The 13,769-nt window shown below is 60.2% G+C and carries 19 protein-coding genes; 5 read left to right on the top strand and 14 right to left on the bottom strand.

Annotated elements, in window-relative coordinates; all coding sequences use genetic code 11:
- Positions 1-482: 482 nt before the first annotated feature.
- The gene (repA, locus tag MPHASIOC01_RS08990) at positions 483-1,370 is read left to right on the top strand and encodes a plasmid replication initiator RepA (RefSeq protein WP_353614431.1); all 888 of its coding nucleotides are present in this window, start codon (positions 483-485) and stop codon (positions 1,368-1,370) included.
- A 1,632-nt stretch (positions 1,371-3,002) separates the two neighbouring features.
- On the opposite strand, the gene MPHASIOC01_RS08995 is transcribed toward repA, so the two are convergent.
- The 3 genes from MPHASIOC01_RS08995 to MPHASIOC01_RS09005 form a co-directional block, all read right to left on the bottom strand.
- Entirely contained in the window at positions 3,003-3,323 is a 321-nt protein-coding gene (locus tag MPHASIOC01_RS08995) for a hypothetical protein (protein ID WP_353614432.1), read from the bottom strand.
- Positions 3,324-3,449: 126 nt separating this feature from the next.
- On the bottom strand, positions 3,450-4,028 hold the full coding sequence (locus MPHASIOC01_RS09000) for a hypothetical protein (RefSeq protein WP_353614433.1): 579 nt from the start codon (positions 4,026-4,028) through the stop codon (positions 3,450-3,452).
- Positions 4,029-4,091: 63 nt separating this feature from the next.
- Positions 4,092-4,880: a TraX family protein gene (locus MPHASIOC01_RS09005; RefSeq protein WP_353614434.1), complete on the bottom strand. Its 789-nt coding sequence runs from the start codon at positions 4,878-4,880 to the stop codon at positions 4,092-4,094.
- A 408-nt stretch (positions 4,881-5,288) separates the two neighbouring features.
- Here MPHASIOC01_RS09005 and MPHASIOC01_RS09010 point away from each other — a divergent pair, with 408 nt between their 5' ends.
- Together MPHASIOC01_RS09010 and MPHASIOC01_RS09015 are read left to right on the top strand one after the other, a co-directional pair.
- Positions 5,289-5,492, top strand: a complete 204-nt coding sequence (locus MPHASIOC01_RS09010) for an Hha/YmoA family nucleoid-associated regulatory protein (protein WP_353614435.1) — start codon at positions 5,289-5,291, stop codon at positions 5,490-5,492.
- A 16-nt stretch (positions 5,493-5,508) separates the two neighbouring features.
- The gene (locus tag MPHASIOC01_RS09015) at positions 5,509-6,042 is read left to right on the top strand and encodes a phospholipase D family protein (RefSeq protein ID WP_353614436.1); all 534 of its coding nucleotides are present in this window, start codon (positions 5,509-5,511) and stop codon (positions 6,040-6,042) included.
- Between the two features lie 369 nt (positions 6,043-6,411).
- Here MPHASIOC01_RS09015 and MPHASIOC01_RS09020 read toward each other — a convergent pair whose 3' ends face one another.
- The 11 genes from MPHASIOC01_RS09020 to MPHASIOC01_RS09070 form a co-directional block, all read right to left on the bottom strand.
- Positions 6,412-7,116, bottom strand: coding sequence for an IS6-like element IS26 family transposase (locus MPHASIOC01_RS09020; protein WP_001067848.1), 705 nt, complete (start codon positions 7,114-7,116; stop codon positions 6,412-6,414).
- 269 nt (positions 7,117-7,385) lie between these two features.
- The gene (locus MPHASIOC01_RS09025; RefSeq protein WP_011114060.1) at positions 7,386-8,435 is read right to left on the bottom strand and encodes a ParB/RepB/Spo0J family partition protein; all 1,050 of its coding nucleotides are present in this window, start codon (positions 8,433-8,435) and stop codon (positions 7,386-7,388) included.
- Positions 8,432-9,196, bottom strand: a complete 765-nt coding sequence (locus tag MPHASIOC01_RS09030) for a ParA family protein (RefSeq protein ID WP_011114061.1) — start codon at positions 9,194-9,196, stop codon at positions 8,432-8,434. Before MPHASIOC01_RS09030 ends, MPHASIOC01_RS09025 begins: the two co-directional genes overlap by 4 nt.
- Positions 9,193-9,501, bottom strand: coding sequence for a transcriptional regulator KorA (locus MPHASIOC01_RS09035; RefSeq protein ID WP_011114062.1), 309 nt, complete (start codon positions 9,499-9,501; stop codon positions 9,193-9,195). Before MPHASIOC01_RS09035 ends, MPHASIOC01_RS09030 begins: the two co-directional genes overlap by 4 nt.
- Positions 9,502-9,607: 106 nt before the next feature.
- On the bottom strand, positions 9,608-9,937 hold the full coding sequence (locus tag MPHASIOC01_RS09040; protein ID WP_353614437.1) for a DUF2761 domain-containing protein: 330 nt from the start codon (positions 9,935-9,937) through the stop codon (positions 9,608-9,610).
- Position 9,938: 1 nt separating this feature from the next.
- Entirely contained in the window at positions 9,939-10,265 is a 327-nt protein-coding gene (gene kleE / locus MPHASIOC01_RS09045; protein ID WP_011114065.1) for a KleE stable inheritance protein, read from the bottom strand.
- 208 nt (positions 10,266-10,473) lie between these two features.
- The gene (gene kleA, locus MPHASIOC01_RS09050) at positions 10,474-10,710 is read right to left on the bottom strand and encodes a stable inheritance protein KleA (RefSeq protein WP_011114066.1); all 237 of its coding nucleotides are present in this window, start codon (positions 10,708-10,710) and stop codon (positions 10,474-10,476) included.
- A 157-nt stretch (positions 10,711-10,867) separates the two neighbouring features.
- The gene (gene korC, locus MPHASIOC01_RS09055) at positions 10,868-11,125 is read right to left on the bottom strand and encodes a transcriptional repressor KorC (protein WP_011114067.1); all 258 of its coding nucleotides are present in this window, start codon (positions 11,123-11,125) and stop codon (positions 10,868-10,870) included.
- A gap of 16 nt (positions 11,126-11,141) precedes the next feature.
- Positions 11,142-12,350, bottom strand: a complete 1,209-nt coding sequence (locus tag MPHASIOC01_RS09060) for a hypothetical protein (protein ID WP_011114068.1) — start codon at positions 12,348-12,350, stop codon at positions 11,142-11,144.
- A gap of 11 nt (positions 12,351-12,361) precedes the next feature.
- Positions 12,362-12,580: a hypothetical protein gene (locus MPHASIOC01_RS09065; protein WP_012478187.1), complete on the bottom strand. Its 219-nt coding sequence runs from the start codon at positions 12,578-12,580 to the stop codon at positions 12,362-12,364.
- Positions 12,581-12,624: 44 nt separating this feature from the next.
- Positions 12,625-13,053, bottom strand: coding sequence for an antirestriction protein (locus MPHASIOC01_RS09070; RefSeq protein WP_011114069.1), 429 nt, complete (start codon positions 13,051-13,053; stop codon positions 12,625-12,627).
- A 172-nt stretch (positions 13,054-13,225) separates the two neighbouring features.
- Here MPHASIOC01_RS09070 and MPHASIOC01_RS09075 point away from each other — a divergent pair, with 172 nt between their 5' ends.
- Together MPHASIOC01_RS09075 and MPHASIOC01_RS09080 are read left to right on the top strand one after the other, a co-directional pair.
- Entirely contained in the window at positions 13,226-13,489 is a 264-nt protein-coding gene (locus tag MPHASIOC01_RS09075) for a type II toxin-antitoxin system RelB/DinJ family antitoxin (RefSeq protein ID WP_011114070.1), read from the top strand.
- Entirely contained in the window at positions 13,476-13,757 is a 282-nt protein-coding gene (locus MPHASIOC01_RS09080) for a type II toxin-antitoxin system YafQ family toxin (RefSeq protein WP_011114071.1), read from the top strand. The genes MPHASIOC01_RS09075 and MPHASIOC01_RS09080 overlap by 14 nt, the downstream gene beginning before the upstream one ends.
- The last annotated feature ends 12 nt before the right edge of the window (positions 13,758-13,769 follow it).

A 13,769-nucleotide genomic window follows, 5' to 3' on the forward strand; every position in this document is an offset into this window, starting at 1 on the left:
CGCAGGCCGTCATCGTCCTGCGTCTGCGGCGAGCGGTGTCATATTTGTTTGCATATCCGGATAATCCTTTTCCTGGAAAATTCTGAATTGTGACGGTATGCTAAGGCCTGTAACGGTATTTGAGCGGAAATGCCGTTGAAAATTCATAAGCTGCGACTTAACACACACTGTCAGGCCGGAACGGGTGAGGCGACCCGGACCGGATGCGGACTGGCAGGTTAAGTCACAGGTGTGTCCTGCGTCCGATAAAATGCGGCCGGGCGGGGGATGGAAGGAATCAATGGACGGGGCGTGTCCGTAATACGCCCGGGTGCAGGGTGCCCGTGTACGGGACCTGAATGCAAAAACCCCCTGAAATCTGTCGTGAACTTGGCGGAACAGGTCAGATATTCAGGGGGCCAAAAGCAGGCGCGTTGCCTGCAAAGGATTATAACGCATGTTCAACATAACACAATACACCCCCGCCATAAGTGCAGCGTGGGGTGACTGACCAGATAATTCTGCGCGCGGATAAGCGCCACCGTGGTACCCATTCCACGGCCTGCAAATGCCCGTTCCCGGCGTATCACCGCCCGGCGGGTTTCAAAAAACTGCCCAGTGTGCTGCAGTTTGCCGTCAACCGTATGGTCAGCCCCGAACGACCGGACGGGATACGTCCGTCAGCCCACCCCCTGGTGGTGCAGCGTATCCGGGCATACCGCCGGCGCGGAATGTCGGCCATGTCCCGGCGGCTGTTCGATGCCCTGGCGCTGGCGTTCCTGAATCATGTCAACATTGTCACCGGCGTGGTGACCCTCAATTATGGCCAGCTGGCCGGGGCCCTGAGTCCCCGGGATGAACACGGTGAGGTGATGGAGTCGCAGGCGGTGACGGCCCGGCGTATCAGCAATGCCATCCGGCTGTTTTACCGTACCGGTATTGCCGTGCCGCCGCCGGACCTGGCGGATAACTGGGACAGCATCAACAAAACCCGTCTGCCCCGTTACATCACACTGACTGATGAAGGTTTCCGGATACTCGGGGTGCGTGAGGACGACCTGATTCAGGCCCGCGAACAGCGACTGCATAACCTGCGGAGCGAACGTGAGGACTGGAGCCTGGATGCGGAGAGCCTGCGGAAGGACTGGTATGCGGATGCGCGGATGAATGCCCTGATTTCACGCCGGACCCGGGCTGCGGACGGCAAATTCCGCCGGCGCATGAAATCCCTGCCGTTTGAGGAGCGCAAGCGCGAAGTGGCCAGCCGGATACTGCGGCGCCACGGCCCGGAAGCCCGGCACATGCCCGCGAGACGGTTCGAGAAGATGGTGTGGGACAACCTGTACCAGCTCGACCTGGTGGACTTCGGCACACCGCCGCCCCTTCACTGACCCTGCTTTTCAGCCATCCGCCTGACGGCGGAGGCGTCCCCACGTCCGTATCCCGCCACTGTTCACTTCCTGTACAAATCCCTGCCAGTCTGACTCCCCGACAGACGTCATTCTGACGCCCGTTACCCCGGTTTCACCTGCCCGGAAAAGTTATCCACCCTTAACTGCAAATAAGCAGAAGAGGTTAGCGGCAACTGTCACGGGCGTTAACCGCAAGACCTACATAACCCCCTCATATAACAATAAAGAACAGTTATACAGGCCGCAGAATCTGTGAATAACGGGGACAACCCCCGACATCGGAAAAGGCCTTCGCCTGCAGCGTCCTGACGGACGCGCCACTCAGAAAAAAAGCAGATGCACCTCCCACCACTGCGTGGCGGGCCCCAACACCAAAATAGTTACAACATACGCAAAGAACCAAATCCTCCCCCACCTGACACACCTGCGTCCATTCTGAGGCACCATTGCCCACGAACACCCACAGAATTGCCGTACCTGCACCATCGTGCCCCTCTCCCCCTCCTGCAAAGGCCGCCCCCGCCCCGGGCCTCTGGCCCGGAACAGGCGTGGCTTTCAGAAGGATGTTGTAACTAGGTGGTCTTGTGTGGCTGCTGGTTGTGTGGCTTTTGGGTTCGGTGTACACGCTCGTAAGCGCCCTAAAAGGGCGCATAACGCGGAGATACGCCACGGCTGACGCCGTGACCACTCCGGCCGCGTAAATTAAGTTTTGCGTGGCTTTGAGCGGGTAGGGCTTATCAGGGTGGGGGATGGGCAAGGCAGAACCGGTTGATTTCGTACCGGCTGCGCCGGGCTCCGGCGGTTTACGTTCAGGGCAGTCTGTCACATCGGTGCGGCCGCCTTACATGCCCTGACGGGCACCGGAGGGAAATATCGTAGATTTTTGAATGCTTATTTCATGTTCAGCCAGCAAACCGCGTCATTGCCTAACTGTAAGATTTACTTTGTGCTGCATCAAAAAACACTCAAACATGTTTGATGTGAATCTCTATATATCGACACTAAAATATAATCCTCAACTACATCTGGTAGTAATCATCTTATATAGTAGTGCTTAACAGGACCTTACCCCCGATGCCAGTCGGATTCCTGTCGAGGTAAGGCCATTTAACCCGGTGGCAGATCTGAAAGGTCTTTGCTCAAATGGATAGGGATTCGTGCAGGAAGCGGATTCTTATCCGGCCACCTCAGAAATGAGGAGAGAAATAATGAAAAGATGGCCGCTCTTCAAAGCCTGTATTGTTGTTCTGGCACTGTGGTTTTTGCCAGTTTTACACCAGACAGACTTTAACTTAACCATCAGTAATCTCAGTCTTTCTTTATCACACTGATACATAAAAAAAGAAACCACCTGCCAGGGTGGTTTCCTCTGCCCCTCAGATTGAGTATCTGAAAGGTCTTTGCTCAATACTGATTATGCTTTTTCCTGGAAAACCAGGCAATACGCCTGTGCGAGTTTTCTGATTCAACACAACAAATCAGCACTTTTACGTAATCCTTGGTAACCGGATCTGGCAATCTTCATATTTATCTCAACTATATGTTATATATGAATTTCTCAGGTTACCTGAAACGTCTGATTTCCCGTACTCCGGAAAACAGGATGACTGTTCAGACAAAGTCCTCTGGCTTCAGGGTGGATTTAAAGACCGCCTTTTTCGCCCGGCGTGCCGGTAGCGTACAAAAAAACCACGCCGCCATAAGAAGGGTGGCCCCGGCTATTTTCAGGGTGATATCGACCCACCCCAGCAGCCACGGGACGACAGAACAGGTCAGCCCCTCAGTGGCTGACGTACAGGCGATTTCTCCCAACCCGGGGGTAAACATGTCGTACAGGGCCGACCCCGTCAGCCAGAGGCTCATGCCTGGCACCAGGAGGTAGTCAAGGACAAAACTGATCCCCACCCAGCATTTCCGGAACACATTATTCATTGTTATTGCGCCTCATCAGATTCTGCCATTACCTGCCGGTCAGTTTATTCATAAACGCTGAGCACAGCCCGGAACTGGCTTCCGGGTGTGTGAAGGGTTGCCGGCTCCCGCAGGGAACGGAGGGGGTTATGGCCAGTCCATCACTTCACTGATCGCATCGTCCTCCGTTACATACGGAAACCTCACCGGTTCATTCGGGGCAAAGGTATACTCCCGATCCAGTACCCGCTGTTCGTACCCGGACAGATCCATAAGGTCACCGGGATGCTGAAGGTAACCCTGCTCTGCCATAAACTGTCTCACCCGGCTGAAGAACCGGTCCACCTCCGGCGAAAACCAGACCGGCGTGATGTACGGAATGGCCTCCGGTGTCGCCAGCAGGGCGCTGAACAACGCGTCGAGGGCCAGCTCACCCGTTTCCGGGTCCACCATATCGGCCTGGAACAGGCTGTCAAACAGGTATTCCGTGCAGTAACTCAGTTCGCAGAGATATTCCATGCTCACGCCCGTTTCCCGGTGATACCACAGCAGGAACTCACCCCCGGTTTCGTCCGTCTTCAGCTGAACCGCCATCCAGCGCAGCTCCGCCACTTCCCGGGGATTATTCATATCGATGAATTCCCGGAGTTTCAGGACCCGCTTACACTGCAGGGCTGGCCGCTTGCGCGGGTCACCGGACACCCGCCGGCCTGTTTTCTTCTTCATCGTCATCTTTTCCTCAGCGTACCGGTGGCCGGGCCGGATAAGCCCGGTCAGAAAGGGTCTCCCTCACCCTGCATGTCCTGTGACCAGCCGGACCAGCCCGAGCAGCAGCAGGTGCCCGGCATAGACCCACCAGAAGAATGACCGTGGCATGAACCGCCGGCCATCCGGCGCGTGACCGGACACGGCCGTCAGGACACAGGACGGCAGCATCACGGTGGGGAGTACCGCCATCAGCAGAGTGGCCATTGGCCACAGTGGCAGCAGCGACAGCCCGTTGAGGGTCAGCAGGGAGACGCACAGCCCGCCGGTCAGCCACCGCCGGTAACGCACCCTTGCGGGGTGAAAGTACAGCGCGGCACAGAGTGCCAGCACCAGCCCCTGCAGCCCGTAACTGGCCGGGGTCAGTGGCCACAGCAGCAGCACCACAATGGTCAGCCCCGCCAGGGTTCCCCGCCAGCCTGCCCGGTCGGTCAGGGCCAGCAGCTGGGTGACGCCGGCGAACACGAACAGGATGTTCAGGGCATACCAGGGCACCAGTCCGTAAAAGGCCAGGGTGAAGCCGGGCTGTGTCACCACCGCCCACAGCCAGCAACGGTTTGCCCGGGCCTGCAGCGACCTGCCCGGGCGGTTCAGGTTGACGGCCCACATCAGGGTGAACAGGGGAAAGGCCATCCTCCCCAGGGCATACAGTTCCGGCCGCGACGGGGACAGAAACAGGGTGTTGATATGGTCGACCAGCATCGCCAGCAGGGCGACCAGTTTCACCACATCCAGTTCCCGGGGGCTCAGGGTGGCAGCCAGTGACAGCACCGGCGTCCGGGGACGGGGGGGCAGGGAAAGCGATTTCAGCATTCAGGCGCTCCTGTTGTTGCCGGCATTCACGCAGAATATAGTCCTGTACCCAGCGCCAGAATAAACGCCCGGACAGGGATGACACCCTGACCCCGGCTTTTTCCAGGATTTTCCGGGCAACGGATTCGCGTTTGTCCCGTAAAATCAGCATGGCCTGGTGTGAATTTCCCTGCGCAAGGCACAGGTGAAAAATATGAAAGTCATTCATGTATTATTCTCCCTTGATAATATTATTTATCGGCAATAATAGATATTTTATAAAGAGAGAAGTGTTTAATATTGTATCAGTTTTCACGGGAAGTATTACGTTAATAATGTCAGCATTAAAATATTGCCACAACGGCCAGATTACGATACAAAAGAGAAAATAATATATTATTTAAGCGTATTTATTACCGGGGGCTGAATATGAATAAAATGGATCTTATCCGGCAGTTAAGAAAAATTAAATCTGCCGACAATCTGGATAAAGTGGCGGAACATATGGAAATGAAACTGTCGGGGGATGACCGGTTTATCCTCCGGGAGGCCGCTGACCACCGGCGGGCAGAAATTGCCCTGAACCGGTTTTTTGACCGGGTACCCAAAGAGGCCTGGAAGTATGTACGCTGACCGGGGAGATGACGCAATGAACCTGAAAAACGGGCTGGCCGTGATGGTCACGCTGTCACTGAGTCTGTCCCTGCCACCGGCGGTGGCCGGACAGATCCGGGTGGGGTTTTCACCGGAAGGTTCAGCCCACGCCCTGGTGCTGGACACGATTGCCGGTGCCCGGACGTCTGTCCGGATGATGGCGTATGATTTCACCGACCGCTCCGTCGCCCGGGCACTGGTGGCAGCCCGGGAACGGGGGGTGGATGTCAGGGTGGTGATTGACGAAAGGGGAAACCGGAGCCGGGCCAGTCAGGCCGTCATGCAACGACTGGTGTCTGCCGGTATCCCGCTGCGCACGGATGCGGACTTTAAGATCCAGCACGACAAAGTGATCATTGTTGACGAAAAATCCGTGGAAACCGGCAGCTACAACTATACGATCAGCGCAAATAAAGCCAATTCAGAAAATGCCATTCTGATTGAGGATGACCCGGCCCTGGCCACACAGTATCTGGCACACTGGCAGGACCGCTGGCAGCGGGGTCAGGATGTGAATACCCGGAACTGAAATGATGATAAAAACAAATAAGCATAACGTCCGGATTCAGTTTATTGCTTTCTGCATTCTGTGGATGTTTTCCGCACCGGGGGGCCTGTACGCGCTTCAGAATGAAGCCGGGTATCCTTTTCTCTTCAGCCACCCCGGACTGTCTTATATACTTGTCCATATCGTTACCCTTGTTATTCTTCTGAGAGGTTACGGCGTTATCCGGGACTGTCTGGGGTACCGTTTTGGTCTGTGGATTAAAAATAAGGAAGGAATAAAGAATATTCATTCCCGGCTCTGGTTCAACCTGCAGGGGAAATACATATTCCGCCGGTTTAGGCACTGTTGCAAAGTTAGCGATGAGGCAGCCTTTTGTCTTATTCAAAGGCCTTACATTTCAAAAACTCTGCTTACCAGGCGCATTTCGCCCAGGGGATCACCATAATAAAATGCTGAGGCCTGGCCTTTGCGTAGTGCACGCATCACCTCAATACCTTTGATGGTGGCGTAAGCCGTCTTCATGGATTTAAATCCCAGCGTGGCGTCGATTATCCGTTTCAGTTTGCCATGATCGCATTCAATCACGTTGTTCCGGTACTTAATCTGTCGGTGTTCAACGTCAGACGGGCACCGGCCTTCGCGTTTGAGCAGAGCAAGCGCGCGACCATAGGCGGGCGCTTTATCCGTGTTGATGAATCGCGGGATCTGCCACTTCTTCACGTTGTTGAGGATTTTACCCAGAAACCGGTATGCAGCTTTGCTGTTACGACGGGAGGAGAGATAAAAATCGACAGTGCGGCCCCGGCTGTCGACGGCCCGGTACAGATACGCCCAGCGGCCATTGACCTTCACGTAGGTTTCATCCATGTGCCACGGGCAAAGATCGGAAGGGTTACGCCAGTACCAGCGCAGCCGTTTTTCCATTTCAGGCGCATAACGCTGAACCCAGCGGTAAATCGTGGAGTGATCGACATTCACTCCGCGTTCAGCCAGCATCTCCTGCAGCTCACGGTAACTGATGCCGTATTTGCAGTACCAGCGTACGGCCCACAGAATGATGTCACGCTGAAAATGCCGGCCTTTGAATGGGTTCATGTGCAGCTCCATCAGCAAAAGGGGATGATAAGTTTATCACCACCGACTATTTGCAACAGTGCCCAAATATCTGCTCCTTCGAGATCGCCATGTCGGGCCTCCTTTGGCCGGTTGTATGTTGTAGCGTGAAGCATACTACAACATACAACACTACGCAAGCGGTTTAGCTGAACTTTTTTTAGCGGCTAAAACGCGGGCAAAAAAAGCCCCGCTCGATGGCGGGGCGATGGGTGGGGGTCGGTGGTCGGCGATGCCCGGCGCTGGGCGTGTCAGCCCTCCAGCAGCGCGACAAGCTGCACGGTGCCAAGGTCGGCCTCGAACTCCTGGCCGTCATCCTCGTATTTGAGCCAGGCCCAGCCCTCGGCCGGGGGCCGGCGGTTGAGGATCAGCCGTGCCGGCCGGTCGTCGTGCTTGACCTGGATGATGGCCTTCTTGAGCTTGTCGGGGTCGGCCTCCTTCGGCTCCTTCTTCCCCTTGGCGTCATCATCCTGCGGCCCCTGCTCGCCGTCGCCGGCCTCGGCGTCGGTCTTGCCGGTCAGCGCATCGACGGTGTTGGGATCACGGTCGCCGTCCTCGTGACTGCGCTTGTCCTCCAGGAACTCGCGCAGCAGCTTCACCGAGCCGCGCGTCAGCTCCTGGCTGTCGTCGGCCAGCCAGGCGGCCACCTCGTCGGGGTTCTTCTTGTAGGCCGTCACCAGCTCGTTGATGACAGTCACGTCCTTGCCCCGGCCGCTATTGAACGCCTCGGCAATGGGTTCGGGCAAGTCCAGCAGCGTGACGTGCTGCGTGACGAAGGCCGGCGACTTGCCGATCTCCTTGGCGATCTCGCCCTTCTTCTTGCCCTTCGCCAGCTCGCGGCCGATGAAGTCGGCGATCTCACGCGCCGTCAGCTCGTTGCGTTGCAGGTTCTCGATAACCTGGTCGGCCTCGTTGTAGTCGTTGTCGATGAAGGCCGGGATCGTGGTCTTGTGCGCCCACTTCGAGCCGCGATAGCGCCGCGCGCCGTGGTTGATGAGGTAGCGCCCCGGTGCGTCCGGGTTCTCGCGCACGCTGATGGGCGACTTCACGCCGCGCGCTTTGATCGTCTCGCCGATCTCCGCGATGCTCTCCGGCGAGAAGCCGGGGTTGTCGGCCGTGCGCGGCTGGTGCGGGTCTTCGTCGATCAGGTCAAGCGGCAGCTCCTGCGGGCCTGCGCCGCCGGCGTTGGCCGCCGGCTGCTCGTTCAGCAGGCCGGCCAGGTCGCCCAGCCCGTCCAGGCCCAGCCCGGACGATTGCGGCTTGTCCTGCTCCTTCTTCTTGGCGTTGGTCTTGGCGCTCATTGCGCGATCTCCATCTTCGTGAACACGTAATCCGCCAGCGCACGCACCTCCTGGGTGGCCTTCCGCGCGGCGGTCTTCTTGATCTTCCACACCGGCATCTGCTCGCCCAGCGCCTCGGCGATGCTGTCACGCGCGCCGATGCTGAACGGCAAGATGAGCTGCGGGTATGCCTGCTGCAACGTCGCCAGGTTGTTGACGTGGCGCGGCTTCCGCGCGTCCACCTTGTTCGGCACCATGCCGAGGAAGCGCAGCTTGGGGTTCTGCTTGCGCAGGTTGCTGATGACCGCGACCATCTTCTTCATGCCCTGCAAGCTGTACGCCTCCATTTCGATGGGCGACAGCATGTAGTCGGCCGTCAGCACGGCCGCCGTCATGGCGACGCCAAGGGAGGGGGCCGTGTCGATCAGGCACACGTCGAAGAACTCGCCCAGCGCGGCCACACTGGCCCGCAGCGCGGCGGCCGCCTGGGAAAGCTCCATCTTGTCCAGGTTCGCCAGGTTGGCGTCTGCCGCGATCAGCGCCAGGCCGTCATCCTCCCGGTCAGCGAACCAGGCGCGCAGCTCGTCGCCGCCGGCGGTGAACATGCGACTGGCGGGATAGCCCGAGTCGTGGCCGGCCAGCGTCCAGCTCGCATTGCCCTGGGTGTCCAGGTCGATCACTGCAACCCGAAGGCCGCGCTCCTGGAAGTCGAACGCCAGGTGGCAGGTTGCGAACGTCTTGCCTTGACCGCCTTTCTGAATTGCCGTGACCAGTGTTTTCATGAGTTGGGTTCCTGTTTCCTCTTTCCCTTGGCGTCGGCTTCCCAACGCTTGACGATGAACGCTTGATGCTCCGGCAGTACCGCCGTCACCCGCTCGAAGCCCTGCGGGAGCACTTCCCCCGCCACTGCCCACACGCGGCTGACCGCTTGCGATACCGCCCCCTTGGTCAGCCCCAGCGAGGCCACAAACTCGGCCTGGGGCCTTCCATCGACCAGCACGCCGCGCGCTATGTCGATGGTCTGTTGCCCGATCTCCAGGCCCTTGATCGCCGCCTGGAATTGGGCTTCGGTTAGCCGTTTCTTCATGGAGAACACCCATATAAACTCCACACCCGGTTGTTGAACAAAAGGCGGTGCCAGCCGCCGACCATGTGCAGAAGTTTAGCTAAACTCGCCGCCCGCGTCAAGCGTTTTAGCGGCTAAAAATGGGCGCGTGATCTTCTTTCTTGGCGTTCAACCTGGCCGCGTCAACGGCACTCATGAAGAACGTCATCAGCGGGCCGACCGTGCGGCTCGAACCGTTGGCAAAGCACACGTCGAACTGACCGCCGGCGGTGTGCGGATCGACGCCTTCCACCAGTCGCCAGGGGTCAAGGCCCCATTCCTCGGATTGCGCGCTGTACCAATAGGCCGGCGCATCGCCGTTCAAGTCGCTGGCCGCGTACTCGCGCACCAGGACGGCCACCCGGCCGGTGTTCGGCTCCACGAATCCCGGCGGGTAGGGTAGGGTCTGTTTTTTCATGTCAAAGCCCCTTCGGCTTGTAGATCGAAACGAAGTAGGTGATCGCGGTCAGCACCGCGAAGTACGCCAGGAACGACCAACCGGCATACACGCCAGGCGTGTTCCAGTGGTAGAGCATCCGCACGAACTGGAAGAAGGTGGCAATCGACAGCACCCACTTGAGGATCGGCCAGACCAGCACGGTCGCCACCCATACGAACTTGACCAGGCCGGCCAGCAGGCCAGCACCGGGGGCCTTGTTGGGGGCAGCAGACGCGGCGGCAGGCTCCACCGGCGCGGGCGCGGCGGGCTGCTCGATCTCCTTGGGGAACTTGATGATGTTGGACATAGCTTGACCCTCCACGCGCTTACGTGTTGAATGCTGGGTGCTCCCACTCGGAAGCATGGTTACGGTGTGCCAGCACCAGGCCAAGCGCCCCGGATCACTCCGGGGCGTTCCTCCACCTGGGGCCGCCCTTGATCTTGCCTCGGCTCACGCAATACTCCTTCTTGGCGTCCTCGATAGGCCCGGCCGTTGCCGACCGGGCCATGTGCTCTTACCAGCCGGCCCGGCGCTTGGCCTGCTCGACGGCTTCCATCGACCAATGGCCCTTGGCCTGCCCCTCCAGGGAGCATCCGGCGAAGTACGCCTTGCCGCGCAGTTCCTCGGCTTTGCACACCAGCTCGGCCGCCTCGGCCATCATGGCCGCGATCTCGTCACGGCGGGCCGGGAAGTCGGTCGCTGCCGCGCCCTCCAGCTCGTCAATCCAGGGCATAATCTTGTTGTCGCTCATCGGACTTTCTCCGGTAGTTGACCTGGGCAATGTGCCCGGCCTTCAAGTGCTATATTAGGGCAAAATGCCCTAGCCTGTCAAGCACTTTAGCTAAACTTTTTTCGCTTTACCGGAATCCGAAGGCTAAACTTTAGCCGCTAAAACCTTTCCCTTGGCGTCAATCCTCTTTCCAGATCACGCCCAGCCCGGCCTGGTCGCACAGGATCGCCCATGCCGCATAGGGAATCGGGGTGTCCTCGCCGATCCAGCGGCGGATCGTGCGGTCGCCCTTCGCGCCCAGCCCCAGCGCCTTCGCGGCCTTGCTGCCGCTGAACCCGGCCAGGCGCAGCACCTCTCGGACTTCCTCGCCGGTCGGTTGCGCCCAGCGTTCGGCCGGCTTCAAGCACTCCAGCCGGATATTGGCGTCGTTCGTCATTCGTTCGTTCTCCTGGTCAAGTGATAAGCCGCAACTGGTCGAAGCCGTAGATCGACTGGATGCAGCTCGGGTCTGAATCGACCACGCGCCGGCCTGCGCGATTGGTCTTGTACGTTACCGGCCTGTCGTCGTGCGCCCACACCTGGCGGGTGTCGGGATGCACCTTCACGATGATGATGCGCTTGCCGATGTAGCGGTCGAAAACCGGGTGATGGACGCTCACGATCTCGCACCGCTGGCCGGGCTTGAACTCCACCAGGTCGGCCGGGCCTCCATCGCCATTCCTGGCGATGCTGCAGGTTGCCGCGCTCGCTCGCGGCATCGTTGTTTCCGGCGATACAGGCCCGCCCTCGCCCGGCTCGGCATCGTCGGCTTTGACGATGCTGCAGGTCATCGTCGTTTCTGGCGATGCGGGATCTCGCTCCGGGCCTGCGCCGGTGATTTTTCCCTTGGCGTCCAACCCGGCGGCCCTGGCCGCCTTGATCCTGGTCGCGGCCTCGGCCGCCCAGCGCCTGGCGATGAAGGCCCGATGCGAGGGCAGCACCACATCGACCAGGACGAACCCCGGCGGCACCAGGACGGTCGCCGGTGCGCGCCGCGCCGGCGGCTCCAAGCCGGCCAGCCAAGCGGGCAGGGGAGCATCGGCCAGGCGGTCGCGGTAGCTGGCCTCGACCATCACCGGGCGCTTCTTCTCGGCTCGCTGCGCAGCCAGGATGCCGCGCGCAACCTCGTCCACCGTCATGCAGCCCTGCGCCGTGTCGAAGTGCGAGCGGTAGCCCGTTTCGGAGATAAACGGCCTGTCCAGGTCGATGACGTGGAACTGGAAGTGGGCACCCAGCGGCCCGCCGTAGCCGGCCTCGTACTCCACCAGGGCGCGCATGTCGCCATCCGCGACCAGGAACTGGCCGCGCTGGCCCCACAAGGGCACGTCGCCAGGCACCGCCGCGCAATGGCGCTCGATGACCTGGCCGGGCGCGTCGTGGTCGGCCATGCTGCCCACGTGCGTTCCGCCGTTCATCTTCCAGATGACGGCCTCGTATCGGTCGCTGGCCGCCTCGGCGGCCGCACCGTCACCGCGCATGATCGCCGCGTCGATCTCCACCACGGCCGCCACGGCGGCGGCCAGCAGCTCGTCGCGGTCGGTGGGCAGCTCGGCCAGCAGCTCGGCCGCCGGCGCGTTCCAGTCCTGGCCCGGCTGGGCCGGCGTCTTGCGTTTCTTCGCCATCGGCCGGCCCCTCAAGTGTCAGCACGCCGCCACGCGATCACGTCGCGGGCTTCGTAGCCGTGGCGCTTGCAGTCGTCGCAGAATCCCGAGCTGAACCCCTTGTGGTTCGTGCCGATCCATGCGGCCGGCTTGCCGCATTCGTGGCCGTAGGTGCCCGGCTCGGCGTTGTGGCACTTGCCGTCCGTCGCGTAGCTGTTCGTCGGTGCCTGGGGAGCGTTGTTCCTGGTCATGGTCGCCTCCTGGAAGCCCCGGCCGAAGCCGGGGCCGCCCCTCATCAGTCAATAGCCCGGTAGATCGCGGCCGCCTCGGCGTGGCTGGCTGCGAAGCCGCGCAGGAAGTGATAGCGGTCGATCAGGGCATCGCCGGCGTCCGTGTCGGCGGCCTCGGCCGCGAGCTGACCCAGCGCGAACAGGGTTGCGACAATGCCGGCGGCGTCGGCCGACAACTCGCCTCGGAAGCCGTTGCCGTCCACCTCGATCTCCAGGCGGTCGGCCAGGTCGGGGGCCATGTAAAAACCGCCGTCCGACAAGGTGTAGTAGTGCCAATACGCGCCGCTGTAGCGTTCGCAGAGCCGGCGAAGCCAGGCATACACCAGGGCCTCGCCGCGCATCATCAGACGCGGGCCGAAGTAGGCGGGCAGGAAGTCGAGGCGCTGGGCCTCGGCGACCAGGGAAGCGGTAACGGGTTGCTCTTGGGTGTTCATCGGACTTTCTCCGGTAGTTGACCTGGGCGAAATGCCCGGCCTTCAAGTGCTATATTAGGGCAAAATGTCCTAATCGTCAAGCACTTTAGCTAAACGTTTTAGCCGCTAAACCTTGCCCTTTCCCTTGGCGTGCATTACAATGTAATTCACGAACCCAACCGGAGAACCAATCATGGCTGCAAACCAGCTCGTACAAACGCGCATCGACGGCGCGATCAAGGAAGAAGCGGCGGCCGTCCTGGCCGCGATGGGCCTTACCGTGTCCGACGCGGTGCGGCTGCTGCTCACGAAGGTGGCCCAGGACAAGGCGCTGCCCTTCGAGCCGCTGATTCCGAACGCCACCACCATCGAGGCGATGAAGGAAGCCCGCAAGGGCAAGCTGCCGCGCTTCGCCACCGTCAACGATCTGATGGCCGATCTGCATGCGGCAGATTGAGCGCACCGGCCAGTTCAAGCGCGACTACAAGCGCGAGGCGAAAGGGCAGCACCGGGCCACGCTCGACGCCGACCTGGTGCCCGTCCTGGTCGCGCTCGCCGACGACCAGCCGCTGGAACCTCGGCACCGCGACCACGCGCTGACCGGGGACTGGAAGGATCACCGGGATTGCCACGTCAAGCCCGACCTGGTGCTGATCTACCAGAAGCCCGACGCCGACACGCTGCGCCTGGTGCGCCTCGGCTCTCACTCCGAACTCGGCTTGTGATCGGCGCGGGCC

The sequence above is a fragment of the Mangrovibacter phragmitis genome, assembly GCF_040429585.1.
Taxonomy (GTDB): Bacteria; Pseudomonadota; Gammaproteobacteria; order Enterobacterales; family Enterobacteriaceae; genus Mangrovibacter; species Mangrovibacter phragmitis.

Bases quoted from the DNA above. Each gene is read 5' to 3' on its own strand.
- MPHASIOC01_RS09035 (WP_011114062.1), bottom strand. From the start codon at position 9,501: ATGAAGAAACGGCTAACCGAAGCCCAATTCCAGGCGGCGATCAAGGGC.
- MPHASIOC01_RS09005 (WP_353614434.1), bottom strand. From the start codon at position 4,880: ATGCTGAAATCGCTTTCCCTGCCCCCCCGTCCCCGGACGCCGGTGCTG.
- MPHASIOC01_RS09080 (WP_011114071.1), top strand. From the start codon at position 13,476: ATGCGGCAGATTGAGCGCACCGGCCAGTTCAAGCGCGACTACAAGCGC.
- MPHASIOC01_RS09030 (WP_011114061.1), bottom strand. From the start codon at position 9,196: ATGAAAACACTGGTCACGGCAATTCAGAAAGGCGGTCAAGGCAAGACG.
- MPHASIOC01_RS09000 (WP_353614433.1), bottom strand. From the start codon at position 4,028: ATGAAGAAGAAAACAGGCCGGCGGGTGTCCGGTGACCCGCGCAAGCGG.
- korC (WP_011114067.1), bottom strand. From the start codon at position 11,125: ATGACGAACGACGCCAATATCCGGCTGGAGTGCTTGAAGCCGGCCGAA.
- MPHASIOC01_RS09025 (WP_011114060.1), bottom strand. From the start codon at position 8,435: ATGAGCGCCAAGACCAACGCCAAGAAGAAGGAGCAGGACAAGCCGCAA.
- kleA (WP_011114066.1), bottom strand. From the start codon at position 10,710: ATGAGCGACAACAAGATTATGCCCTGGATTGACGAGCTGGAGGGCGCG.
- MPHASIOC01_RS09040 (WP_353614437.1), bottom strand. From the start codon at position 9,937: ATGAAAAAACAGACCCTACCCTACCCGCCGGGATTCGTGGAGCCGAAC.
- MPHASIOC01_RS09020 (WP_001067848.1), bottom strand. From the start codon at position 7,116: ATGAACCCATTCAAAGGCCGGCATTTTCAGCGTGACATCATTCTGTGG.
- MPHASIOC01_RS08995 (WP_353614432.1), bottom strand. From the start codon at position 3,323: ATGAATAATGTGTTCCGGAAATGCTGGGTGGGGATCAGTTTTGTCCTT.
- MPHASIOC01_RS09075 (WP_011114070.1), top strand. From the start codon at position 13,226: ATGGCTGCAAACCAGCTCGTACAAACGCGCATCGACGGCGCGATCAAG.
- MPHASIOC01_RS09010 (WP_353614435.1), top strand. From the start codon at position 5,289: ATGAATAAAATGGATCTTATCCGGCAGTTAAGAAAAATTAAATCTGCC.
- MPHASIOC01_RS09065 (WP_012478187.1), bottom strand. From the start codon at position 12,580: ATGACCAGGAACAACGCTCCCCAGGCACCGACGAACAGCTACGCGACG.
- kleE (WP_011114065.1), bottom strand. From the start codon at position 10,265: ATGTCCAACATCATCAAGTTCCCCAAGGAGATCGAGCAGCCCGCCGCG.
- MPHASIOC01_RS09015 (WP_353614436.1), top strand. From the start codon at position 5,509: ATGAACCTGAAAAACGGGCTGGCCGTGATGGTCACGCTGTCACTGAGT.
- MPHASIOC01_RS09070 (WP_011114069.1), bottom strand. From the start codon at position 13,053: ATGAACACCCAAGAGCAACCCGTTACCGCTTCCCTGGTCGCCGAGGCC.
- MPHASIOC01_RS09060 (WP_011114068.1), bottom strand. From the start codon at position 12,350: ATGGCGAAGAAACGCAAGACGCCGGCCCAGCCGGGCCAGGACTGGAAC.